Annotated in this window: 9 protein-coding genes and 2 pseudogenes; 1 reads left to right on the top strand and 10 read right to left on the bottom strand. The window is 75.0% G+C overall.

Annotated elements, in window-relative coordinates; genetic code table 11:
- Nucleotides 1-259 (top strand): annotated as a pseudogene (locus tag ABT106_RS22260) (hypothetical protein); the annotation flags it as partial.
- 16 nt (nucleotides 260-275) lie between these two features.
- On the opposite strand, the gene ABT106_RS22265 reads toward ABT106_RS22260, so the two are convergent.
- From ABT106_RS22265 to eccD, 10 genes and pseudogenes are all read right to left on the bottom strand, one after another.
- Entirely contained in the window at nucleotides 276-3521 is a 3246-nt protein-coding gene (locus tag ABT106_RS22265) for a hypothetical protein (protein WP_351280040.1), read from the bottom strand.
- Between the two features lie 196 nt (nucleotides 3522-3717).
- Complete coding sequence (locus ABT106_RS22270; RefSeq protein ID WP_351280042.1) at nucleotides 3718-16263, bottom strand: hypothetical protein; 12546 nt, start codon at nucleotides 16261-16263, stop codon at nucleotides 3718-3720.
- 62 nt (nucleotides 16264-16325) lie between these two features.
- Nucleotides 16326-16694 carry a hypothetical protein gene (locus ABT106_RS22275; protein ID WP_267719006.1) on the bottom strand — a complete coding sequence of 123 codons (369 nt, stop codon included), beginning with the start codon at nucleotides 16692-16694 and terminating at the stop codon, nucleotides 16326-16328.
- On the bottom strand, nucleotides 16691-17164 hold the full coding sequence (locus ABT106_RS22280; protein ID WP_351280045.1) for a YbaB/EbfC family nucleoid-associated protein: 474 nt from the start codon (nucleotides 17162-17164) through the stop codon (nucleotides 16691-16693). Before ABT106_RS22280 ends, ABT106_RS22275 begins: the two co-directional genes overlap by 4 nt.
- A gap of 130 nt (nucleotides 17165-17294) precedes the next feature.
- Nucleotides 17295-20711: an AAWKG family protein gene (locus ABT106_RS22285; RefSeq protein WP_351280047.1), complete on the bottom strand. Its 3417-nt coding sequence runs from the start codon at nucleotides 20709-20711 to the stop codon at nucleotides 17295-17297.
- Between the two features lie 67 nt (nucleotides 20712-20778).
- Nucleotides 20779-21243 (bottom strand): type VII secretion system-associated protein, encoded by a 465-nt coding sequence (locus tag ABT106_RS22290; protein WP_351280050.1) that lies wholly within the window; start codon nucleotides 21241-21243, stop codon nucleotides 20779-20781.
- A gap of 158 nt (nucleotides 21244-21401) precedes the next feature.
- A complete protein-coding gene (locus ABT106_RS22295; RefSeq protein ID WP_267719002.1) occupies nucleotides 21402-21722 on the bottom strand; it encodes a WXG100 family type VII secretion target in 321 nt (106 codons plus the stop codon).
- A gap of 65 nt (nucleotides 21723-21787) precedes the next feature.
- On the bottom strand, nucleotides 21788-22123 hold the full coding sequence (locus ABT106_RS22300; protein WP_351280053.1) for a hypothetical protein: 336 nt from the start codon (nucleotides 22121-22123) through the stop codon (nucleotides 21788-21790).
- 268 nt (nucleotides 22124-22391) lie between these two features.
- Nucleotides 22392-23861 carry a type VII secretion protein EccB gene (eccB, locus tag ABT106_RS22305; RefSeq protein WP_351280055.1) on the bottom strand — a complete coding sequence of 490 codons (1470 nt, stop codon included), beginning with the start codon at nucleotides 23859-23861 and terminating at the stop codon, nucleotides 22392-22394.
- A gap of 15 nt (nucleotides 23862-23876) precedes the next feature.
- Nucleotides 23877-24560, bottom strand: a pseudogene (eccD, locus tag ABT106_RS22310) (type VII secretion integral membrane protein EccD); the annotation flags it as partial.
- Nucleotides 24561-24654 lie beyond the last annotated feature (94 nt).

Genomic DNA, 24654 nt, shown 5'->3' on the forward strand with positions numbered 1-24654 from the left:
CGACCGGGACCCCGGCCGCTTCGCCGACCCGGACGCCCTGGACCTCGCGCGCACCGACAACCAGCACCTCGGATACGGCCACGGCATCCACTACTCCGGTACCGCGGGCAGGACCGCCGCTCGTCGTACGGCCGGGCTCGACATCTGCGAGCCGCCTGCTTGCTGGGGCATGGGCACTCCTCTTGCCTTGGTCGAACAGTCGGGTGCTGGCTGGTGGTGCGTCGTGGTGGTCTGTCGGGACGGCCGCGGCAGCCGGTAGCCGGCCGCGCGGCCGCTCAGCCGGCTATCGGCCCGGCTCCTTCCAGCGGACCCGCGCACCGCTCGGGCCAGGCGAAGCCGGCCGGCCCGGCGGGGCGCCCGCGCAGGGCCTCGTCGAGGCGCGCGAGCACCGCGTGGTCCTCGCCGTCCGGTTCCGCGTACCGGGCGGGCGGGGGCGCGGCCGCCGCCAGGGACAGCTGACGCAGCAGGACGAGCGGCCCGGGGCCGTCCGTCCGCACGTCGAGCACCCGGAAGGCGGTGCCGGGGGCGAAGACGACCTCGTCGTGCGCGGCGGACGAACCCGCCGCGCCGAGCTGGCGTACGCGGCGGCCGGTGACCGACCAGATCGCGTACCGGGCGCTGCCGGGCTCGGGTCCCGCCCCGCCGCACGGCAGCGCGCTCACTGCGGCCGGGTCGCGCAGTACGGTTCCGGGCCGCGGCAGTCCGGCGTCGCCCGCTCCCGCGCCGGGTGGCGCGCCGCGCAGGGCCAGTCCCCGGAAGGACGGGAAGCGCCGGAGCGCCGACGCGACGCAGGCCGCGTACGGCAGGAGCCGGCCGCCCCCCGCGCGTAGGGCCCGGTCCAGCTCCCGGTGGCCGAACGGGCCGTCCGACGGGCCGAGGTAGAGCAGCAGCGCCACCAGGTCGGCCCGAGCGGCCACCTGCTCGGCGCCCCGCAGTGCGGGCATCCGGGTCAGCGTGCGGGCCACGGCTGCCGCATGACGCTCCCATACCGTGTCGGCGAGCGTACGGAACGCCGTCCGCTCGGCCTCGGTGCTGCGGTGCTCCGGCGGCACGGGCACCGGCGGCAGCGGTTCGCCCGCCGGCCCCGGCGCGGTGGCCTGCCTTCGCGCCGGGGCGGCGCGCTCGGGGAACGGTTCCGCAAGCGGGGCCGTCCCGCTCCCCGTGACGAGCGGAGGTCCGCTCTCCAGACCGCTGCTCGGGCGGGTGGCGGGGGCCGGATCGGGGGCGGGATCGGGAGCCGGGACCTGCTCCGGGGCCGGATCGGGAGCCGGCTCCGGGCGGGGCACGGAGAGCGCCGCGACGGGCGGGGCAGGTGAGGGCGCGGGCCCCGGCGCACCCCGGCCCGGCACCTCGGGGGAACGGCCCCGGCCCGGGGCGGAGACCGCCGGACCGCCGGTCGCGGACACGGCCGAAGCGGCGGCCGGGGCGGGTGCCCCGGCCGGAACCCGGGCCCCTCCGCCGGGAGCGCCCGTTGCCGGGTGGTCCGGAGCGGTGGAGGGGGCGGTGGGGGCGGTCGATGTGGCGGTAGTGGTGGAGGTGGCTACGGGCCGCGGGGCGCTCGGCGCGGCGAACGGCTCGGTCCCGCGCCCTGTTCCGGTGCCCGGGAGCGATTCCGGTACAACAGCCGCGAGGGACACCGGCCGTACGGCGGGCAGCGGGTCCGGCACGGGCTCCGCGACAGGTCTCGGCCCGGCCGCCGCGACGGGGTCCGGGCCCGGCGCCGCGAGGGAGTCCGGCGCCGGCTCGGCGGCGGGGTCCGGCCGTGCGGCCGGTACCGGTCCGGCCGCACCACGGGCGGGGGCGGTGCCCTCCGGTCCGTGCGGCTGCCCGGCCTGGCGGTGCGTCACCAGGGCCGCGCGCGGCGTCTCCCCAGCCGATCCGGACGCCGCCGGGGACACGGCCGGGGCCGGGGCCGGGGCCGGTATTGCCGCGGCCGGTGCCTCCGCCTGTGGCGCGGGAGCCGCCGCGGGACTCTCGCCCAGCGTCGAGCCCGGCGCCGCCGGCACGGGCGCCGTGACGGGCAGTGGTGCCGACCGGGTGCCGGGAGGGGCTACCCGGGTTACCTGTGGCTCGCCGGGGCGGGGGGCGCCTTCGGCCTGCCGGCCGAAGGACGCGAAGCGCACGCTGCGCACACCGTGCCGGGCTGCCAGGCGGCGCAGTTCGCGGCCCCCGTCCAGGGCCTTGCCGTGCACGTGCAGCCGGGCCCTGACCCGCAGGTCGGGCTCCAGCCAGTCGAGGAGCTCGGACAGGGCCGGCCAGAGCGAGGTGTCCAGTTCCTCCCCCGGGCGTCCCACCTCGATCGCCGGGCCCTCGGCGTCGACCGGGCGCGACGTCAGGGGCTGCGCCGCGTCGTCGCGGCCGCCGACCATCAGGCCCGCCCGGCTCACCGCGACCTGCCAGCGGTCGGACAGGTGCACCACTCCCCGGTCGGCCGCGCCCGCGCCGGGCAGCGGCGGGCTCCACCGCAGCAGGCTCGGCTCCGATGCTCCGGGGGCGCAGAGCACCGAGTCGACGAACGGCTGCCAGCGCGGCGCCCCGTCCCGGCCGATCACCATGGACCGTACGACCTCACCGGGGGCGGGGCCGGTCTCGGCGAAGAGCGGTAAGCCGCTGTAGACGACGACGCCGGCGCCCACGAGGTCGGCGGCGGACTGCCCGGTTTCCAGTGCGTCCCGTCGGCCGCCGGGGGCCACGCGCAGCGCGGCCCGGGCCGCCGGGGGCAGGGCGGCGACGACGTCGGACACGTCCTCGGCGCCGACGTCCTCGCCGTCCGGGACGCCGAGCACCAGCAACGGGCCCTGGCTGTCCACCGGTACGGCGTAGCAGAGGTCGCCGGGCAGGAGCGCGGGGCCGTCTCCGGAGCGGATGAGGACGCCCGCCGGTATCTCCTCGACGACGCAGCCGCCGCGGGTACGGGACGGCAGGCGGCCGGGACCGGGCCGCCAGGCGGGGGCCGGATGCCGGAGTCCCAGCGGGACGGGGGCGGCGCCCGGCCGGAAGCTCCACCAGCCGTGGTCACCCCCGGGCGGGCCGTGGACGAAGAGCCCGCCGCCCGGCACGCAGAGCACGGTGCCGTCCGGGGCGATGACCTCCAGCTCCCAGGCGTCGGCGATGCGCTGGGCCACCGCGGGGCTCTCCGCGGACCGGCCGTCGGAGCCGGAGCCGACGCCCGTGGCCGTGCCCGTGGTCGTGCCGGAGCCGGTACCGGAGCCGGACATGACGAGCCGGACGGCGGTGGCGCCCTCCTCGGCCACTCCGTCGAGCAGGTCGCTGAGCCGGGGCCACAGCGCGGCGGCGGACTCCTCGTCGGCGCCGGCGACCACGGTGAAGGTGCCGGGGCCGTCCGCCTCCGCGGACCGGACCAGGTCGGCGATCTCTCCGGGTCCGAGCAGCTCGTCGGACGGCCGGCGAAGCAGCAGGACGCGGTCGTACTCCTCGATCAGGAAGCCCGTCACCCCGGCCACGGACTCCTCCGGGGAGCCCGGCGCGGCGGGTTCGTCCCTCCGCCGGTTCCAGAGCATCACCGCAGGTCCCCGCCCGCCGCCGTGCGGCCGTCGTGGCTGATCATCGTCATCGCTGTCGTCATGGTTCCGATCCGGACCGGCCGGTCGGTGTTCGGCCGGCAGTGTGATCCAACAGTTCTGAGGGGAAAGGTAGTTGACCGTGGTGTCGGGAATCTGAACGCCATGGGTGCTCCTGGTCGGGGGTGGGGGGCCGTCATGACGCGTCTCCTGTGACCACGTACGCCGCGCCGTCGAAGTTCAGCCGTACGCCCCCGGCCGCGCCGGGGGGACCGAAGGCACGCGTCCGCCCGTCGGGCAGGGTGACCGCGATCCCGATCCCCAGGGCCCGCGCGGCGGCCTCCCACGCCGCCTCGACCGCTTCGCCGCCGCCGGGACCGCCGCCCAGCAGCAGGCGCAGCTGCTGGAGGGGTGTCAGGCCCAGCTCCCCGACGGTCAACGACCCCCCGAGCAGCACGGCTTGGGCGGTCTGCCCGGCCGTGAGGACCAGGCCCGTGCCGGCGAGGTCCGCCACGGGGACGGGCCGGTCCCGGTCCAGCAGCCGGGTCACGTCCCGCGACCCCAGCGCCGACAGCAATGCCTCGTCGAAGGGGTGACCGGCCGGTACGGGCGTTCCGACCGGTCCGCCTGGCCCAACCGCTCCAACCGGCCCCACAGGCCCCACAGGCCCCACAGGCCCCACAGGTCCCACCGTCTCCGGAGCGGTCGGGCCGGACGGTTCGGCGACGCCGGTCGTGAACTCGCGGAACGCCTCGTACCGCGCGTTCTCCGCGTCCGTCGACGCCAGCGGGTTCGCCGGCGCCGGATGGACCGCTTCCGGGTCGGGGCCGTACAGCCGCTCCAGCAGGGGCAGCAGTACGGGCTCGTTGGCCCGGACCCACGCGGCCCCGTTGTTCCGCGGCCGCAGCGTGTGGGGGTCGTCGCCGTGGTTCGTACCGAGATGGGCGTTGCTGAGCTGGGCGAAGAACTCCCACTCGTTCGTCGCCGCGTAGTTGTCCCCCGGTGTGCCGTCGGAGTGGCGGCGGGGCCCGTCCGGCCAGGGGGCGTCCGGCCCCTGGTCACGCAGGTGCAGGTATCTGCGGCGGATCAGGGACCGGTCGGCGTCGCTCAGTGCGGCGTGGTGCAGCAGGTGGGCCATCTCGTGGGTGGCCGACGAGTACCCCTCGGCCTGCTCCAGGTTCCGGCCGACGCCGGACCGCTCCCCCAGCAGGTTCTCCTCCGGCAGCGCCGCCACGAGCGCGCCGCCCGCCGTCGCCCCCCGGGCGGGGGCGGGGCGGTGGTCGATCGTCCCCGGTGCGGGAGCGAACGCGCTCACGGAACCCAGCGGCAGGTCCTGCGGCAGCACCATCACCGTGGCGCCCGACCCCAGCAGCCGCACCACCGTGTCCGGGTCCCGCAGGGTCCGCGCCACCTGCGCGTACACCTCCGCGCGCGCCGACGCGGGACGGCTGGTCCCGTCCGCCAGCACCACCAGCAGCCGCGCCGCCACCTCGGCGAACTCGCCCGCCGTGAGGCGCGACCGCAGCCCCGCCACGAAGTCGGCGCGGCCCGCCAGCCACCGCCGGTGCCGCTGGTCCAGCAGCGGCAGAGTGTCCAGCAACTCCCGTACCGGCAGCAGGGACAGACGCGCCGTCAGCTCGTCCGCGTCCGGCGGCTCCACCGCCTCCGGTACGTGGACGACCGCTTCCGCGTCCTCGGCCGGGCCCGGCATCGTGACGGAGGCGCCGGCCGGCACCGGGGCGGGGTTCAGCGTGGGGACGGGGACGGGGACGGGGGCCGGGGCGGGGATCGCGTCGCTGCCCCCGTAGTGCCGGTGGGACGGCGAGTAGTGGACCTCGACGACGGGACCGGCCGGGGGTCCGTAGCAGTCGAAGACGGTGGGCGGCCCGCCGAACTGGTCGGACTGGGCGATGTCGACGGCGAGCCCGAGGGCGTGCGCCGTCAGCACCAGGAAGGCGTCCCCGTGGTCGGAGGCCCAGCTGGTCTCCCAGTTCCCCACCGCGGTCCGCAGCCCTTGCAGTTCGGCGGCGCTCAGCGGCGCGGTGCTCATGAGGTAGGTGGTCTCCAGTGCGTCGCGCAGGTCGTTGTCGGTCAGGGCCGCGGTGTTGGCGACGCCGTGCCGCTGGGCGAGCGCCAGCAGGTCGGCTCGGCTGGTGGTGGGAAGGCGCAGGTGGCGGCCGAACTCGGCGGCGACGGAGGCGCGCAGCTGCAGCACGACCTGGTCGGGCAGCTGGTTCGCGTGGGCCGTCTGGCGAAGGTAGTCCGCGATGAAGGTGCGCAGGGCGGCGACGGCGGCCTGTGACGGTGGGTGCGGGGGCAGTGCGCCGGTGTACGAGAGGGCGGTGGCCTGGGCGTGCACGTCGCTGCGGACCCCCGCGGTGTCGGAGAGCCAGGCGAAGACTCCCGGGGCGTTGGCGGCCAGCCCGGGCAGCCGGTCGCGGACCAGCTGGGGCGCGCTGGTGAGGAAGGAGTACAGCAGGCACTCGCCGTTCGCGGGGGTACGCAGCGCGCTCCCCGCGGCCGGACGGCGCGAGGCGTGCCCCTGGGCGCCCAGGACGCCGCCGCCCGAGCCGGGCGGGGTCCCGAGGCCGGTGCCCGGGGGTGTCCCGAGGCCGGTCTGCTGCCCGCCCACCGTGCCCTTGGGCTGGGTCTGGGCCGGGGCCTTCACCGCGGTCTTCCCCTTGGACGCCTTCGAGGACGCCGCCGTGGCCGCCCGTGGCGCGGGGGTCGCCGTGGACCGGGCGGCCCGGGCGGTGCGCGGACCGCGGGCGGGGGTCGACGCCACGGAGGACCGCGGGACGTCGACCAGGCCCTCTCCCGCGGTGCGGCGGGCGGCCCGGAGGGTGTGGGCGAGGCCGGGCAGGCGCTTGGCGGCGGCGGTCTGTGCGCCCGCGTGCTGGGCCTGCGCCTTGCGGGCGGTGTCGATGACCAGGTCCACCGCGTCCAGTTGGTCGCGGCGCTCGTCGTACACCGTCGCGGCGGTGTCGCGCCGCTTGGTGGCCGTGTCGAGCCCGCCGAGGCGGCTGTCCTCGTCGGCGCGGGCGGTCGCCACGCGCCCGGCCAGGCCGGGCAGGCGCTGGGCGGCGGTCCGCGCGTCGGTGCGGGCGCTCGCCAGCGCGGTCCCGAGCTGGGCCTGGCGGGTCCGCAGTCCGGTCTGCTGTCCCCGCAGCCGGGCGATGCCGTCGCGGGCGTGCTGTTCGCGCGTCCGGACCGCTGCCACGGTGTGCGGCGGCTGCGGTGTCCGGGCCTGGCGGGCCATGTGCCGCAGCTCGGCGGCGGCGGTCCGGGCCTCGACCGACAGGGCCCGCTCGTCGCGCTCGGCGGTGGCCAGGCGCCGTTCGACGGCGCTGATGTCCCGCTCCGTCCGCCGTATCCGGCCGTCGTCGCGGACGACGGCCCTCTTGCCGTCGGCCAGCGCCGTGCGCGCCTTCGTGTGGGCCTTGACCGCGTCCCGTAGCCGCCGGCCGGCCAGGGCATGGGCCTTCTGCTCGGTGTCCAGCGCCTTCCGCGCCCCGTCGAGGGCGTGGGCGGCGGTGGTGCGCGGGCCGCTCTGGCCGGCCTCCCGGCGGCGGGCCACGGACTGCCCGCGGTGGGCGTCGCTGTGCTCCGTGATGGTGTCGGCCAGGGCGTTCCAGGCGGTGACGGTGGCCGCGTCCGTACTGGCCAGGGAGCCGTCCTCGGCGAACTCCCAGTGCTGGAGGCCGTCGTCCGTGCGCAGGACCAGCTCGACGGGGCGTGCGGCGAGGACCGCGGTGCGGGAGGCCGCGTAGAGGGCGCGCGCGAGTCGGGAGCCGTCCGGGTCGGGGCCGGGGGCGAGCCAGATCTGCGCCGCGTCCTCGTTCAGGGCCAGTCCGCGGGCGAGCACGGCGGGCAGGTTGCCGAGGGGGTGCCTGGTCCAGTCGCGCAGGTCGCCGGCGGGCTGTCCGGCGAGCATGGACCGCAGGTCGTAGACCTGCGGGTCGGTGCGGGCTTCGGTGACGCCGTAGCCGAGCACGTCGCGTTCGGACAGCCTCGTCTCGGCGCTGCCGCTGACGTAGCGGGTGCCGCCGGGGCCCTTGACGGTGATCAGGACGTCGACCACGGTCTCGTAGCTGCGGGTGCCGCGTCCGCCGTCGGCGGGCAGGGCGGTGCCGCCCACCTTGAACCATTCGCGCCGGCTCGCGGTGACCGCCGTACCGGGGCCCTGGGTCACGGGCTGCCGGGCGAGCACGGGGATCCCGGTGCCGAACAGGTGGGAGGGGCCCAGCGCGTCCGCGGTGTGCGCGGTGTTCAGGGTGGTGTTCGAGCCGCCGCCGACCGTGAGGGCGGTGGACGCGGTGGTGCCCGGCAGCCGCAGCCGGTCCAGGCTGACATCGCCGGCGTCGGTGATCCGCCGCGGGTTGCGCACCTCGATCCGCAGGTCCGGCGGGGCTCCGGCATCCTCCTCGGCCGGGTAGGAGCCGGGCATGGAGGAGGTGATCCCGGTGCCGCGGGGCAGGTCCACGTCGACGCGCCGCGCCTGGATGAGTTCCCCGATGCGTACGGCGGCGGTCTCGGCCGACTCCGACAGGGCGGTCGAGCCGAGGCCCGGCGCGAGGGCCGGGGCGACGTCGGTGAGGGCCTGGGAGAGCTCCCGGTAGGCGTTGAAGTGGAACACCGGGGCCGGTCCGCTCGGTTCGAGGCGCTCCCCGTCGCCGATGTGGCGGCCGCCGCCGGCGGGCGCGGGCGCGGTCCTCGGGTCGGTGGCCGACACGCTCGGCGCCAGCGGGTCGGCGGGCACCGGGGGGTCGGCGGCCTCGCTGCCGGTGAAGCGCAGGCTGACCAGGGCGGGCACGGTGGCGGTGCGGGCCGGGCGGCCGAACAGGGTGCGCCGGGCCCATTCCACCCAGCCCGTGTTCTCGTCGGACCAGCCGATCACGCCGGCTTCGACGATGCCGCCGGGGATGTTGAGCGGCCATTCGGTGACCAGTTCGGAACGGACCGAGGCCGTGTACTCGTACTCCACCTCGAAGTCGGCCGCGTTGTCGGTGCGCATCCAGTAGCGGTCCTCGTCCGTCGAGGAGTTCTTCGCCGCGTCGGAACTGGTGGTGGTGTAGGTGACGGAGGGCCCGGTGCGGTCGGTGCGCGTGTCGTCGGCGGGGCGCGGGTAGCGGGCGCTGGGCGTGAAGGTGGTGGCGCTCTGCCGGGTCGTGGTGGTGCCGGTGGAGGTGTTCGACGGGGCGTGGATGTGCACCTGTTCCTGGCCTGCCCCGGCGCCGGCGCGGCGGCCCCGCACGGTGCGCAGCCCGGTGGTGTCCTGCCGGGGCTTGGCTTCGAGGGACACCTCGACGAGCCGGGCGCCGCCCTTGGCGACGTGCAGGAAGTGGAAGCGCTGTGCGCGGCCGGGTCCCCGGGCGGGCAGGGCGCGCAGGGCGGTGGACGTGGTGAGGTCGGCGATCCGGGTCCGTACGCCGGACAGGTAGGCGGAGTGGCCCGGGGTGGTGGATCCGGGGGCCTCCGCCTCGACCAGCCGGGTCAGTTCGGTGCGCAGCCGGTCGCGCCGCTCGACGGGCGCGGTCACGGGCGGGACGGGCGGGGCGGGCGTGCCCGTGGCCGCCGTGCCCGTGGCCGCCGTGCCCGTGGCCGCCGTGCCCGTGGCCGCCGTGCCCGGAGCCGCCGTGCTCGGGGCGGGGGCGAGCTGTCGTACGGAGAGGACGCCGGCGAGCCCGAGTTCCTGCGTACGGGCGAACCGGTCCGGCAGGGGCAGGTCCGCGGCGGGGCGCGCGGTCGGCGTCAGCGCGCCGACGTTGCGGAACCACTCGGCGTCCCGGCTGAGCTGCGTGTCGCTCATCAGGAACTGGGCGCCCCGGGGTATCTCGACGGCGATGGTGACGGTCTCGGCGGTGGTGACGCCCAGGGTGTTGCCCACCAGGTTGCGGCGGCCGTGGCGCACGGTGAGGAGGATGGTCGCGCCGGCGCGGATGCGGTGCTGCGTACCGCCTTCCGTCGGGGTGCGGGTCACCCCGGTGGAGGAGGTGACGGTACTGCTCTGGTCCGTGCGGCGGGTGAGGGCGTGGCGGCCCGACGGGTTGAACAGCGCGGTCGCCTCCGGTGCCGGGGCGTCGTCCTTCGCCGCGCGGGCCGCCTTCCCCGTGCCGCCCTCGGCCGTGTTGGGGGCCGGCGCGGGCCGTTGCGCCGCGCTGAACGCCCCGGCGACCTGATGGCCGGCGCTGGTCGCGGTCTGGTGCGCGGTGGTGTCGGTGGCTCCGACGTCGGTCTCCAGGTACTGGGCCGCGCTGTTCGGGTTCTCCGCGTCGTGCAGGAAGCCCTGGAGCTCGATGGAGAACTCGTGGTCGGCGCCGAGGCCGGGCAGCGTCAGGCCCTCGACGACGTAGCCGCCCTTGAAGATCTGGTGGGCGCGGGCGGCCAGGTTGGCGGTGCCGAGCGCGGAGCGCAGCGCCTCCCGGAAGGGGGTGCTCTCGTCGGTGGGGTCGGCGCCGTCCAGGTTGTCGGAGAGGCCCGCCGCCTTGTTCGCCAGGTCCGACAGGAACCCGGTGGTGGCGTCCCACGCTTGGTGGAGGGCCCTCTTCCGGGGGCGGCCGGGGTAGGTGCCGGTGACGATCCGGTCGAAGGCGTCGACGAGCGCGGCCGAACCCTGGAGGCTGTCCATGATCGCGTCGTCGGGGAGGCGCACGACGTTCGGTACGGGGTTCCCGGCCGCGTCGGTCAGGGCCAGGCGCGTCCGGTCGGCCGGGCGGACGGCGCGCAGTCGGTGCCCGGCGCGCGGCGGGCGCGCGGTGCCGGCGGGCTGGGTGCGGTGGTGCGGGACGGCGAGGGTCAGGCGCCCCGGAACGGTGTGCACGACCGGCCGTTCCACGTCCGGCGGCCGGGGAGGCGTACCGGACGGGCCGACGGGGTCACCGGGGTCGGCGAATCGTTTCTTCGGCTGGGCGTCCTCCTCGTACAGGTCCAGCGCGAGCCGCGCGGGCACCTCGAAGACCTCGGTGTCCTGCCCGCTGCCGATGAAGAACTGGTCCTGGCTGTTCCCGGAGCCGGCCGTGAGGGTGTCGGCGCTCTGCCTGCTGTACGTGTAGTCGCCCGAGCCGCCGAGCGTCCACGCCGGGTCGCCGACCGGGCCGGAGGGGCCGCCGCCGAAGCCGGCCTGCCAGCCGTATGCCTGGCTCCTGGACTCGCTGCCCGGCACGCCGAACGAGGAGATGCCCATGACCTGGATGCCCGGCAGGGTGCGCCGGTGCCGGGTCGCGGCGGCGGTGTCGCGGGTCGCGCTCAGCCTCAGCTGGACCCGGCGGGTGGCGCCCGTACGCCGGGGCAGGTCCAGCCACAGCGGTACCCCGCCGTCGAGGAGGGCGTCGGCGGAGGCCCGCAGGCCCACCTCGGAGCGGGCCTGCTCGAAGCGGCGCAGGTTGGCGAGCTGGGCCTGCGCCCGCTCCTCGTCCTCCACGTAGGGGGCCACGGGGCGCGTGGTCGGGGGCAGGAACCCCTCCTCCCGCAGCCACGCCTCGGCCCGCCGGAACATCGGCTCGGCGCCGGTGACGGCCAGCGGGGCGGCCGACAGGCCGAGCGCGTCGAGGTTCTCCAGGTCCTCGGGAAGCTGACGCGGCCCCTTGCCGACGGCGTGTTCCACGCCCTGCGCGTCGGCCCGGGACAGCACGCGCATCCGCAGGCCCGCGTCCCAGGGTCCGGCCTGGTGCGTCGTGCTGCCGCCGCGGGCGCGGACGAGGGTGACCTGATAGGTGACTCTCGCCGGGGTGAGCAGGTGGCTGCGGTTGCTCCGGACGGCGTGCGCGAGGGTGGCGGAGCCGCCGGACGAGAGGCCGGAGCTGGTCTGCCACTTGGCGCCGCCCTTGAAGGCGACGCTGCCCTGGACACCGGAGGAGGCGTCGGGGTGGCCGCGCGCCGTGTCGGAGGTGAAGACGGGAGCGAGGCTTCCGTCGCCCGCGACGCCGCTGGCGAACTTGGCGGAGCTGTCCAGCTTCACGGTCTGCGAGACGTGCGCCTCCAGGTTGATCTTCCCCTCGACCGTGCGGTGCGTGGGGGCGGGATCGGGTGCGACCACGGCGGTCAGCCGGAAGACGCCGATCGCCTTGCCCCGGCTGTCCAGCAGGATCGGTGAGTACAGGCCGCCGCCCCGCTGGAGGGGGAGGGTGCCGCGCAGCACCGGCTCGGACAGGAACGCCTCCAGTTCCTCCGCGGAGGCGTCCGACAGGTCCGTCAGGTCCTCCTCGAAGGTGCGGCGGACGTCGGACAGCAGCCGGGCGGGCCGGTGGACGGTGTCCACGCCCCACACCGGGAGGTCGTCGAGTCCGGCGGGGGCCGGCATCGGTCCGGAGGGCTCCGCCGCGAGGTGCTGCGGGAACCAGACGGTGAGCGGCCCGTGCGCCTGCGCGTCCCCCCAGTCCGCGTCGGCGCTCCCCGTCCCGGGGGGCTCCGGCCGGTCGGTCACGACCTGCCACTCCGAGGCGAACTCCACCGGCTGCGACAGCTCGTTGCTGCGCTGCGCGGTCATCGTCTGCACCGCGGAGGTGACGGTGGTGCTCGCGGAGAACTGGTTGTGGGTCAGCGTGAGCGCGAACGCCCCGTCCAGCCGACTGACCGGGCCGGGCCTGTCGATGGCGAACGATCCGGACCAGGTCACCGGGACGGTACGGACGTTCCCCGAGTTCTGCGAGCCCGAGGACTCGGAGCTGCCCTGTCCGCGCCGCTCGACACGGCCCTCGGGGTCCTCCACGCTGTGCGCGCCGTACCGGCCCGACCGTACGGGGTCGCGCAGGCCGAGCCGCACGTCCACCGTGCGCTCCCGGCCCTCGTGGGTCACGGTGAACCGGCGCCCGCTGCTGCGCAGGTAGGGCAGCTGCCGGGCCAGCTCGACGGCGTTGGCGCGCTCCCGGAGCTGTACCCGTACGGGATGATCCTGGGGCGCGGTCCGCGCGATGCCCAGGCGGGTGAGGACCTGCTGGTGCAGGCCGTCCACGACGGCGTCCGGCAGCGGCTCGACGTGCACGAGGCCGACGTTGCCGTCGTAGCCGGTGCCGTACCCGGTGACGTACGCGGACAGCGGCGCGCTCCAGTCGCGCGGGGCCCGGCTGGAATCCCAGCGGCCGTCGTGCTCGTCCGGCGGCAGCGGACCGGCGTCGGGCTCGGCGGGAGCGGCCGTGGGGGTACCCGCCGTGAGCGGGTGGTCGCGTACCACCGGGCCGGAGTCGAGGGCGGACTCCAGGGTCCGCAGGTCCGTCTCGGTGACCGCCCCCGTCACGGGCAGTCCGGTGGTGTCGGCCATGACCCCGGTGGCACCGGCGGCGAGCAGCCGGCGGAACAGCGAGTCCGGATCGCGCGCCCGGTCCCGCAGGCCCGTGTAGTGCAGGATCTCGTGCAGCGCCACGGCGTCGTCGCGCTCGGGCCCGCCGCCGAGCCGGATGTGCAGCTGATCGCTGCGTCCCGGGTCGTCACCGCGGCTCAGCTCCACGGCCTCGGCGTGCCCGGGAACGTGGGTGAGCACCAGCTCCACGTGCAGCTGATCGCCCGAACCCGGCAGCCGCAGGCCGTGGTTGGCGTGGACGGCGAGCAGCGCGCGCATCCGCTCCTGGAACGCGGGCAGCTCGGCGGGGTCGAAGCCGGGCCCGAACCGGACCGGCAGGTGCACGGCGACGTCGCGCACCCAGCGCCCGTCCTCGGCCTGGATGCGGCGGACCCGGGCCCGGACCAGCGTGGTGAGGCCGTGCAGGGTGCCCGGAGCGCGCCGCTCGTCGAGGGGGTCGCTCGCGGGGTCGAACCAGTCCAGGTGCAGCGGGGCCGCCGGAGCGGACGACCGCCGGTGGCGCCACTGCCCGGGCCGTACGGGTACCACCGCGGCCCCGGCGGCGTCCCTCGGGCCGTCACCGTCCCGCTCCGCGGGCACGGGCACGGGCACAGGCACAGGCACAGGCACAGGCACGACGGTGGCGTCGGCACCGGCTTCCACGGCGGGGGGCTTGGCGGCTTCGGCGGCCGGCGCGGGGGCGTCCGACGTGGTCGTCACCGGCGTCGGGGGTGCGGGCGGCTCGGCGGCCGGATCGCCGATGTGCCCGGCCAGCGCCGCCAACACGGTGTCGTCCAGACGGGCTTGGGGGCGGTGTACCGAAGCGGCGGGCCGGGCCGGGCCCGCGGGCGGGCCGTCGGCGCCACCGGTGCGGCGGGCGGTGTCCTCTCCGGGACGGAAGTCGCCCGGCAGGCCGAGTTCGAGGGCGAGGCGCGCGGCGTAGTCGGCGGGTTCCGCGTCGGTCCACCACGCGGTACGGGTCATCGGCCGGCCCCGGTCGACCGGGGTGACGACGAGCCCGTCCGGGTGCGGGGCGGTCTCCGCCTGCCGGGCGGTGACGTGGAGCAGGTCACCCCCCGGCAGCCGGTGACCCGGCGCGTTGAAGTGCTCCTCCACGCCGGAGAGCACGCGCTGCCAGGCGTCCTCGGGCAGCCCGTCCGGCCCGGTCGCGATCCGGACGGTGAGGTCGGTGACCCACACACCGTCGTGCTCGACGCGGCGGACCTCGAACGCCGACCGGGCGGACGTGGACGCCGCCCCGGGCCGCGCCGGATCGGCGGTGGCGGTGGCGGGGGGCGGCGGCGCGTCGGTCCAGGTGTGCGTACGGGTGACGGACGGTGCGGCGGCCCGGGCAGCCTCCCAGGCCGGGTTGCCGGTCAGCGGCGCGGGGCCGGTGTGCGGCGCCCCGGACCCGGCCGCGGCCGGGGTCCGTGCCTCCTCGCGCTCCGGGGCGTCCTCGCCGGCCACGGGGGGCGTGTCCCGCGCGGAGTCCCGGCCCCGGCCGGTCGCGTCGGGCGCGTCGGCGGAGGCCGTCGGGCGGGGCACGGCGGCTTCCGGGGCCGGGGCGGCCTGCGGCGGCGCGGCGACGCCGGGCGGACCGGCGGCTCCGGCACCGACGGGCTGCCCGCGCCCGCCGGACCGCACCTCCGTCTCCTCGGACGGGGTCCCGGCCTCCTCGGCCGGTACTCGCGCGTCCGCGTCCGCATCAGCATCCGCGTCCGGGAAGCCGGTCCGCTCCGGGGCCTGCGGGGAGCCGTCCTGCCCGGAACCGACCGGCACCGGGCGGCCGCCGGCCGCCCCCGGGCCGGCGCTGCCCGAAGCGGGCGCGGCGCTACCCGGAGGGTGCGCGTCGGCGCCCTGGCCGATGTCCTCGGGGAGACCCCGGGCCGTGCCGGGCAGGGTGCCGGGGAGATCGGGCAGGCCGTCCGGGGCCTCGGGCCAGGACTCCCGCTGCGCGGCGGAATCGGCTGCCCGCCCCGTCGCCGGGGAGGAGGGGAGCGAGGTCGGGGAGGACGGGGACGACAGGTCCGCCGGAAGGCCGGACGGAAAGCCGGGAGACAGCCCGGGAGACAGCCCCGGGGACGGTACGAGACCCGGGCCCGGGGTGGCCCCCGTCAGGTCCGGGGCACCGGCCCCCGCCAGCGGGTCGGATCCGGGGTCGAAGATCCGCAGGTCCGGGTCGGGGTGGCCGTCGCGCGGGGATCCCCCGGACACGGCGGGCCCGACACCGGCGGCGGGCGGTGCCGCCGCGACCGGATACGGCACCGGCGGCAGCGGCAGCGGGCTGGTCACGGTGGACGGCAGGTCGCTGAACGGGATGTCGGCGCCCGCCGTCACCGACGGCACCGCACGCGGCACGGGCGCGAGCAGCGGAGCCGGGCCCGGTGTGGGCACGGGAGCCGGGGAGGTGCGCGGCGGGCCGTCGAAGCCGCCGGGACCCCGGGGGTCCGGGCCCCCTCCGAGGTCGGTGTGGTTGATGTCGTCGAAGTCGCTCGAATCGATCAGCCACTTGTGCAGCCACAGGCCGCCGCCGCCGAGGGTGCCCTCGGCGATCACCTCGAACACGGAGCTGGTACCGGAGCCGACGAACGTCTCCCACTTGAACTCCCAGACGCCTTCGAAGGCACCCTGGATCAGGACCTCGGCCGCCGACTCGCTGACCGCGCCGACGACGAACGCCTCGGCGAGGTCGTTGAGTCCGTCGAGGAGCTTGGTCGTGAACGGGTTCTTCCCGGCGAAGTCGTCGAAGGTGTCGAAGGAGTTCTTGAACCACTTGCCCGCGTGGTCGAAGGCTCCGCCGAGGATGCTGGAGAACCCTCCGGCGAGGGCGCCGAAGGCGGCTCCCTTCCCCACGTCCTCCCAGTCGATCCCGTCGGGCCTGCGGTCGTTCGGGTTCAGGGCGATCTGGGCGAGCCGCACGGCGAGGACCTGGAGCGCCTCCTCGATGGCGCCGGTGAGGGCGGGCGCGAGGTGGGACATGCGCAGCAGGCGGTCCACGATGAGCAGGACCGCCAGCCGGCTCCTGGCCCGCGCCAGCATCATCTGGGAGACGGACGTGCCGCCGGTGATGGCGGCCAGCGCGGCCAGCAGGGCCAGTTCGATGAGGAGGGCGATGATCTCGGCGATGATCTCCCACTTCGCCTGCTGGATGCTCATCGAGTGGTCGACCTGGCCCAGGGCGATCTCGTCCAGCCTCTCGACCATCGCGTCGAGGTGGTTCACTCCCCCGTCGTCGGTGAGCAGCGACAGCGCCCGGACGTACGGGTCGGCGACGTCGTCGGGAAGGGCGGTGGACGCCTCGGAGACGGAGAGCTCGATCTCGTGCCGGAGGTCCCGGATGCCGCGGCCGAACCTCAGATAAAGCTCACGGCTGTTGTACGCGAGGTTCTCCCGAGCCTCCAACGGCATCTCGCCGATGAGGATCCAGAGCATCTTCCGGACGTCATCCGGAAAGTTGATCTCCTGCACCCAGTACTCCGCTCACCCGTGGCCCCACCCCCGTGGACCGGTCCGTTCCGTCGTGCCCGTCCTCAGTGGCGGCCGCCGGATCCCGGGCCGTCGAAGACCGAGTCGCGGGTCCTGCGCTGGTGCTCCGCGATCTGCTCGGTGGAGTCCGACCGGGTGCGCTCGATGTTGGTCAGGTTCGCCAGCGTGGCCTGCACGAGTCCGTCGAGGGCTTCGTACAGCACCCGTCCGGTACCGAGGCAGTACTCGTTGTTCCGCTCGTAGACCGGGCGGACCTGGAGGGCGAAGTCGTCCGTCCATCCGGGCCACGGCGTGTAGTTGCGCTCGTCCGCGGTGAAGTCGCGGCCGAGCGCCTCCGCCAGCTCGGGCAGCCGACGCATGCGCTCGACGGCCCTGCGCAACGCCTCCGGGTTCGCCTCGTACACACCGCTCATGACCGGCCCCTTCCCCTGTGTCCGTCGTCCGTGTCCTCGAGGATCTCGTCCCGCAGCCTGTCGCCCGGGCGGCGCGGCCGTGCCCCCTCGTCCTCGTCGCGCAGGGCCGGGCCGAAGAGGCGGTCCCAGTCGATGTCGACGCCGCTCAGTTCCGGCACCGTGGCGCTGGAGCGGGTGAGCGGTTCGAAGAGGTCCATGACCTGGCGGGCCATCTGCGCCCGGCCGCGGCCGGCGGCCTCCATGACCGACGCGGCCAGTTGGGAGGCGTTCATCGAAAGGTGCTTGCCGTCCAGGAACTTGAGCCCGGCCAGCTCGCCCTGCGGGCCGACCGTGACCTCCACGGAGCGGTCCCGTGAGCGCACGGTCGCCGTGGCGTCGGCCAGTTGCTCCTCGGCGCGCGCCACGGCGGCCTTGACGGACTCCAGTTCCGCCATGGCCTTTGCGATGCGCTGCTCGATCGGTTCGGTCACCGGTGGTACCTCCGGTCGGCCGGGCCGGCGCCCGGGCGGGTGGTCTGGCGATTGGGGTGGCGGGTGGGCCGGCGGGTGGCCGTACGGATGCTCCGGGCGGTGCTCCGGCGGACGGACCGGGCGGCGCTGGTCATCGGCCGATCACGGCGGGGGCGCCGCCCTCGTCCGTACCCCAGACGTCCTCTTCCTCCTGCACCCACGCGTCCCGGGTGCGGTCGCCGCTCTGGGTCTGCTGCCGGCCCGGTCCGCCGCCGCCCATCGGCGCGAACGGGGCGCCGCCGGTGGTGGTGGCCCGGGGTGAGGAGACCCGTACGTCGTTCTCGTCCTGCCCGCCCCTGGGACTTCCGGGGCGGGGGCGCCCGCCGCGCGGACCGCCGTTCACCCGGCCGTCGTCGATGACGTTGCGCACGCGTTCGGACGTGCCCGAACCGCCGCCGGCACCGCCGCCGCCGCCCATCCCGCCCATGGGCCCGCCCATCGGCGCGCCCATGGGGCCCGCGGGGCTGCCGGCCCCGGCCCCGGAGCCGGCTCCCGATCCGGGCAGCGAGCCGGTGTTGAGCGGCGTGCCCCCGTCACCGAGGGCGCCGTAGGACGGCCCGGGACCGGCGGAACCGCCCGCGAACGAAGGCTCGTAGGGGGTGTGGTCGTACAGCTCCTCCTCGTACGAGCCCAGGGAGCCTTCGTAGGACGGTGGGCGGTGGCCGGAGGGGAGCGAGGAGTGCGGGCCGGAGCCCGCGGGCAGTGTTCCGTCGCCGCCCAGGTGGCCGCTGGTGACCGTACCGTCCGGGCGGGTGGTGATGCCGATGCCCGTGTCGGGGTCGATGGTGGTGGTCGTGCCGTCCGGGTACTCGGTGACGATCCGCCCGTCGGCGCCGATGTGGGACACGCTGCCGTCCGGGTGCGGAAGCCGGTCGCCGATGTTCAGCGGGCCGGTGGCGGTGGTGCCGTCGGGGCGGGTGACGGTGGCGGTGTGGAGGTCGGGGTCGATGGTGACGGTGCTGCCGTCGGGGTGGTGGGTGACGATCCGGCCGTTGTCGTCGATGGTGGTCGAAGTGCCGTCCGACAGGGTGAGGCCGCTGTCCGAGTAGACGGGCCCTCCCGTCGGGCCGGGCATGAGCGAGGACAGGTCGCCCGGGTTCAGCTGCCCACCCCCAAGCTCCACGGAGCCGGGCCGGTCGGAACCGCCCGGCAGCTGTTGGCCGCGGGCCTGCTCCTGCGCCGCCCGGGCCTGCTCGACGGCGGCTTCCTGGCGGGCCTGGGCCTCCGCCTGGCGGGCCTCCACCTCGGCGCTCCGCTCGGCCTCGCGCTTCTCCTGCTCGGTGAGCAGCTGCTCCTGCCGCAGCTCCTGCTCGGTCTGCAGCCGGCCCTGCTCCTCCTGCCGCTCCCGCTGGGCGGCCTCGGCCCTCTCCTGGGCCTCTTCCTGCTTGGCCTCCTGCTCCCGCTGCCTCTCCTCGGCCTTCGCCTCGGCCTCGGCCTGCTTGGCCTCCTGCTCGGCTTCCTTCTGCTCCGCCTTGGCCTCCGCCTCGGCCTGCCGTTGCTCGGCCTCCGCCTCCGCCTCCGCCTGCTTGGCCTCGGCCTCCCGCTCCTTCTCGGCGGCCTTCGCCTCGGCCTCGGCCTCCTTCTGCTCCTGCTCCTTGCGGGCGCGCTCCTGGTCGGTGCGCGACTGGTTGAACTGGCCTGCCTGGACCTGCTCCTGGCGCAGCCGGGCCTCTTCCTGCTTGCGCTGGGCCTCTTCCTGCTTGGCCTCCTGCTCCCGCTGCTTCTCCTCGGCCTTCGCCTCGGCCTCGGCCTGCTTGGCCTCCTGCTCGGCTTCCTTCTGCTCCGCCTTGGCCTGCGCCTCGGCCTGCCGCCGCTCGGCTTCGGCCTCCTTCTCGCCGGCCTTGCCCTCGGCTTCGGCCTCCTTGCGCTCCTGCTCGGCCTTGGCCTGCTCCTCCTTCACCCCGGCTTCCTTCTCCCGGCGCTCCTGCTCGGCCTTGGCCTCCTGTTCCTTTCGCTCCTGTTCGGCCTTGGCCTCCTGTTCCTTGCGTTCCTGTTCGGCCCGGAGCGCGGCCTGCTTGGCCTCCGCCTCCTTCTCCTTGCGCTCCTGTTCCTCCTTGGCCTTGGCCTCCTTCTCGTCGGCCTCCTTCTCCCGCCGCTCCTGCTCCTTCTTCGCCTCCTCCTCGCGTCGCTTGGCCTCGGCTTCCGCTTTCGCCGCCTGTTCCTTCTGCCAGGCCATGAACTCTTCCTGCTTCTTCGCGGCGTCCGCCGCGGCCTTCTCGGCGTCGTCCTCCTTCTTCTCGTTCTTGTCCTCGTTGTAGGAGCTGGTGAGGTCGGTGCTGCTGCGGGTGCGGATGGAGCCGAGGTCGAAGCTCTTGGTGCTCCAGCTGTTGTGGACCAGCCGGATGGCCTCGTTGGCGGGCACCTCCAGGCTCTCGATGACGGAAGCCTGCCAGTGCTGGATCGCCCGCTCCCCCACCTTCTTCCAGGTGTCGAGGTCGTCGAGCTGCCCGAAGTTGTCGCCCTTGCCGAACCGGGTGGCGGTCTGGTCGAACCCGGACATGGCGTGGTAGGTGGTGGTGGTTCCGTAGCGGTTGCTGCTCACCTTGTACGTGATCATCTTGATGTTGCGTTCCCACACGTGGTCGGTGATCTCCACGAGCAGGTCGTGCAGCCAGCGCAGCGGGTTGCCCTCCGCGAGCTCCCAGCGGGCCCAGCTCCGCTGAAGGGTCGAGACCGCGTTGCTGAAGTCCGTCTTCGCCTGCCGCAGTTCGTCGCCCTGCCGGGAGCCGGTGGTGCCGGAGGGGCGCATGTCCTTGGCGTATCCGTCGTATTGCTTGCCGAGCGTGTGCACCAGGTTCCAGAAGACGCCGGCGGCCTGGCCGCGCCAGGCGTCGTCCTGTTCCGTCCCGACCCGGCGCTCCCACTCCTCCACGGCGTCGCGCCGGTCGACGAAGAACTGGGCGGCCCGGTCGAAGGACGCCGCCGCCGTGTCGAAGGAGGTGAGGGTGACCGCCTGGTCGTTGGCGACGTTCTTCCCGTTCCAGTGGAAGCCGTGGGTGCCGTTGCGGTCGTTCAGCAGCGCCTCAAGGGCCCGGCCGGTCCCGTAGCTGTACTGGGTGAGCGGCTGGGTGGTCCAGACGGCCGCCTTGCCCGACAGGCCCAGGTGGTTGTCGTACTGGCTCTTGAACTCCCCGCCCTCCACGACGCCTCCGGCCGGAGGACCGTCGCTGCCCTTGTTGCCGAGCAGGGTGATCCGGGCCTTGTACATGGAGACCCGGTCGCCGCTGGAGGGGTTGTCGCCGCCGGTGAGGTAGAAGGGGATGACGAAGTCGGTGTTCTCGATCCGCCAGCCGGCGTTGTCCACCCGCCAGTTGAAGTCGTCCGGGTCGACGTAGTCGACGCTGGACTGCTTGCTGATCTCCACCTTCATCTGCGGGATGCCCGCGTTGCCGGTGAGCGACTCGAAGAGCTTGTCCCGCAGGGGCGCGTCATAGCCGGTGAACAGTTTGACGGCCTGGTGCCAGGCGTCGTTGTCCGCGGTGAGCGGCTTGATGTTCTCATCACGCACGGTCGGGCTCCGGAAGGATCGGGCGGACGGAAGACGGGCACGGCAGGAACGAGTGTGACGACACCCCCTAGTCGTCCTCCTCGCGGCCACCGAGCGATTCGTCGACGTCGGAGAAGATGTCGAGGAACTTGTCCCCTTCGATCTTGGCCAGGTTGTCGCCCTGTGCCTTGAAGAGGGTCTCGATGCTGGTGCGCAGGTTGTCGTCGATGTCGTCGAAGAGGAGCTTCTGGTTGTCGAGGATGGTGGTGACGGCGCCGATGAGCTCGACCACCGCCTGGGTGATGTGCTGGCCGTTGGTGGCGCTGTCCTTGGCCATCCCGCCGATGGTGATGGGAAGTTGGGCTCCCGGAAGGGCCCAGTCGCCGTGGGAGCCCGTGGGCAGCAGTGCCTCGAGGGCCGGTATGACCGTGTTGTCGGACCCCGTTCCGTCGCCCATGATCTTCTTGATCTCGGCGATGAACTCCGCGATGTCGTGGTTGAGGAAGTTCTCCAGCCAGGTCTTGTCGAGGTTGACCGGGGGGTTCTGCGCCATGTCCCGCTCCTGATCCTGCTCCTGAAGCTGCTCTTGTTCCCGCCCGGGCTCCGGCGGCCGCCGCCGCCCGTCCGCCGCGCCACGGGGTCGCGGGGCGCACACGGGGCGCGCCCCGCGGGGTCCGGGCCCCGGCCGTCGTCGCGGTTCCCGCGGCCGGGTCAGCGGCCGATGCGTACGTCTCCCCACATCTGGGTGAGGGACTTCTCGCTGTACTGGTAATTGTCGGAGACGTCGGTGAGCAGGCGGGAGTGGTTCGCCAACAGGTTCTTCATCTCTTCGACGGCGTGGTCCCACGCCTGCTGCTTGGTGTTGTAGACCTGGCGGTCCTCGCCCTCCCAGGTCTGCTTGAGCTCCTGGAGCTCGGCTTCCAGGTTGGCCAGGACGCCGGCGATCGCCTTGGTCTGGGCGACCATGTCGTCCGCCGCGTTCGACATGTGCCGGTAGTCGACGTAGATGTGACCGTCGGTGAAGTCGCTCATGGTGGGGCCTCGTCTCACAACTGGATCGGGAGGGGACGGGAGTCGCGGGTCCGGGAAGGGACGGATCAGCCGCTGAGCGTGTCGAAGACGGACTGCGACTGGTTGTAGGCCGTCGTGATGCTCTCGTTGTTGGATCCCTGGGTGAGGCCCTGCGTGCGCAGTGTCTCGTTGAGGGTGTCGACCATGTCCCGGACGTTGCGCGAGATGACCTCCGCCTGGTCGTCCCAGAGCTTGAGGAGGTCCTGGAACGCCTTGCCGTCGGAGCCCTTGAGTCCGGAGGACAGGTTGAACTTCATGTTCTCCACGTCCTGCCGGCAGTTCTGCACGCCGGTGAACGCCTGCTCCAGTGCCATGATGCCGTTCCGGGTGGCCTGTTCCTGTGACTGCTGGAAGCCTGCCATGTGCCGCACCTCCTGGTGGTTGTCACCGCCGAGTCCGCCCGCGCGCCGGGGGCGCCGGCGGATGTCCGTCGTTCAGCCGACCCTACTCAACCGGACTGTCGGACAGCCGAGTTGTGGTCATCCGTAACGTGTCCGTCAGCTGCATTCTCAGTGATCACATGTCGAGAATCCAGCGTCCCAAGCCCGGTGGCCGGTTTTTTGTGTCGCCTACACGGGATACACGCACGGTGCTCCGGTTCGGTTCGCCGGTGTTCCCGTCACGGCCCCGTCACGGCCCCGTCGGCGGGGCCGCTGCGGCCGCCGGGCAGGACGCCGCGGTGGTGTTCCCGCGGCCCGCGACGGCGGCCTGGGGGCTGAGGTCCGGTCCGGTCGGGAGCATCGCCAGCAGCGGTGAGGGCAGCCCTCGCGCCTGGCCCGGGGAGTAGCCGAGGGCGGTGAGCGCGTCCCCGCCGGTGACCCGGTACTTCATGCCGCTGTCGGTCACCAGGTAGAGCGTGGAGCCGAGTTCGCCGCCCCCGGCCCCCAGGGCGCGCACCAGGGCGCCCCCGCCCGGCCGGACGGTGATCCGCTCGACGGCCGTACAGGCCGGGGTGAGGCCCTCGGGGGCGGGTTGCGCGGCGGGGCCGAGGCCGGCCACGGCGGAGAGCGCGACGCTCACCCGGCTGCCGGCGGTGGCCGATTCGATACGGGCGCACGCCGTCGTCCCGGCCTCGGGCACCACCGCCCGGGGCGGTGCCTCGGGCAGATCGGCGGCCTGCCCCGTGGCCGGCGGCGGGGCGCTGCGGCCGTCGAGGGCGTCGGCGCCCAGGTCGGCGGCGGCCGGGGCGGCGCCCGCGTACGCGGTGACACGGGTCTGCGGATCGCCCAGTACCAGCGCGGCGCCGGTGGCGGTGAGGGGGGCGAGGCCGTCCTGGCGCAGCAGGTAGTACCGCGCGGCCGCGCCGGGCACGGTGATCCGGAAGACCTGGCCGACACGGGACTCGCGCCCGCCGAGCTGCGGGCCCGGAGCACCGCGGCCGGGGACGGCGGGCGGGGTGAGGTCGGGGCCCTCGGGCAGGGCGTTGAGGAAGGCCGCGGAGACCCGGGTGCGGGGCTGGGCGTCGTAGCCCAGGGCCTGCGCGGCCCGGGCCCCCGCGTCCAGACGCAGCCTGCTGCCACGCCACACCACGTACTCGGCCTGGTCCGGACCGGTCACCAGCAGGGCCTCGTCGGTGCCCAGTCCGCGGCCCGCGGTGGGTGCGCCGACGGCCAGGACGGTGGTCGCGGGCCCGCCGGGGGTTCCCGAGCAGACCTGCCAGGGCCCGGTGTCCAGGAGGTTGGCGGCGGGCAGGGCCTCCGGTGCGCCGGTGATGCCGACGGGTGCGCCGCGGGGGGTGTCGGCGAGCGAGCGGCTCCCGACGGAGGAGACCTTGAGGTCGGCGCCGACGAGCAGCCGCGCGGAGGCGTAGTTGCGCACGGGCCGCAGCCTGCCCTCCAGGAAGAGGTAGCGCGTGCCGGTCTCCTTCGCGACGACGAGGGTGCCGGGCTGCCGCCAGGAGTCCTTGGTGCCGGGCTTGAACAGGCCGAGGACGAACGCCCCGGCCGACAGCAGGACGGCGATCACCACGCCGATGGCGATGCCGCGGTTGGTGCGGCCCTGCGGGCTCTCCGGGGCGTCCGGATCGCCGCGGAGCATGGCGGATGTGAGCCGGCCCATGACGAACATGTGGGCCTGGACCTGGTCGCGTTTCGACTGCACGGTGGCGCCCCCGGATCAGCCGTTGAGGGACCGCAGGGCCCCGTACACGCCGAGCACCCACAGCACCAGCGGCAGCAGGGCGATGGCCGCCGCCGAGTGGAACAGCTCCGCCGCACGCCCCCAGTAGGGCACGAGCCGCCGGCCGGGCACGGTCCACGAGGCGATGACGATCGCGGTGGCGACGGCGAGCAGCCCCACCACGAGCAGCAGCCTGCCGGACGGCGTGTAGGAGCCGGCGGCGGCCCACACCAGCAGGACGGGCCCCCAGACGCCCGGAACCACCAGCGACAGCCGCTGCCACACGTTGCCGAGGCCGGCCGAGTGGAGCAGGAGCAGCAGGGCGAGGACCGCGGAGGTGATGGTCTGCGCGAGTCCGGGTTGGTGGGCGAGCACGGTGAGGCAGGCGGTGCAGACCAGTCCGACCGCCCCGTACAGCGAGCTCATCCAGCCGTCGGCGAGGACCGAACGCGCGGTGACCGCGGCCGTCGGATGGGGCTCGATGCCTTCCTGGAGCTGCTGGGCGTTGGTCGGCAGCGGTGGCATCCGCAGGCCCGACATGCGGAAGGAGAGGGAGGGCACGAACGCGCCGAGCAGGACGGCGAGGAGGGCCGTCACGGCGACCGCCTCCCCGATCGGCAGCCCGGCGACGAGCATCACGGCGCCGGTCAGCGCGCCGAACGCCGCGAGGACGGCGGGGCCATGATCCTGCCGCCGTCGCTGGTGTCGGCGCTGCCGCAGGACTGCGAACTGCCCGAGGGCTGCGTGCTCGTCGTCGGCACCGAGGCCGTCCCCA

It is taken from the genome of Streptomyces sp. NPDC002044 (assembly GCF_040296725.1).
Lineage (GTDB): Bacteria > Actinomycetota > Actinomycetes > Streptomycetales > Streptomycetaceae > Streptomyces > Streptomyces antarcticus.

What these genes read in the sequence shown, in the direction of transcription:
- ABT106_RS22295 (WP_267719002.1), bottom strand. Translation starts at nt 21,722, where the DNA reads ATGAGCGACTTCACCGACGGTCACATCTACGTCGACTACCGGCACATG.
- ABT106_RS22290 (WP_351280050.1), bottom strand. Translation starts at nt 21,243, where the DNA reads ATGGCGCAGAACCCCCCGGTCAACCTCGACAAGACCTGGCTGGAGAAC.
- ABT106_RS22275 (WP_267719006.1), bottom strand. Translation starts at nt 16,694, where the DNA reads ATGAGCGGTGTGTACGAGGCGAACCCGGAGGCGTTGCGCAGGGCCGTC.
- ABT106_RS22265 (WP_351280040.1), bottom strand. Translation starts at nt 3,521, where the DNA reads ATGCTCTGGAACCGGCGGAGGGACGAACCCGCCGCGCCGGGCTCCCCG.
- ABT106_RS22300 (WP_351280053.1), bottom strand. Translation starts at nt 22,123, where the DNA reads ATGGCAGGCTTCCAGCAGTCACAGGAACAGGCCACCCGGAACGGCATC.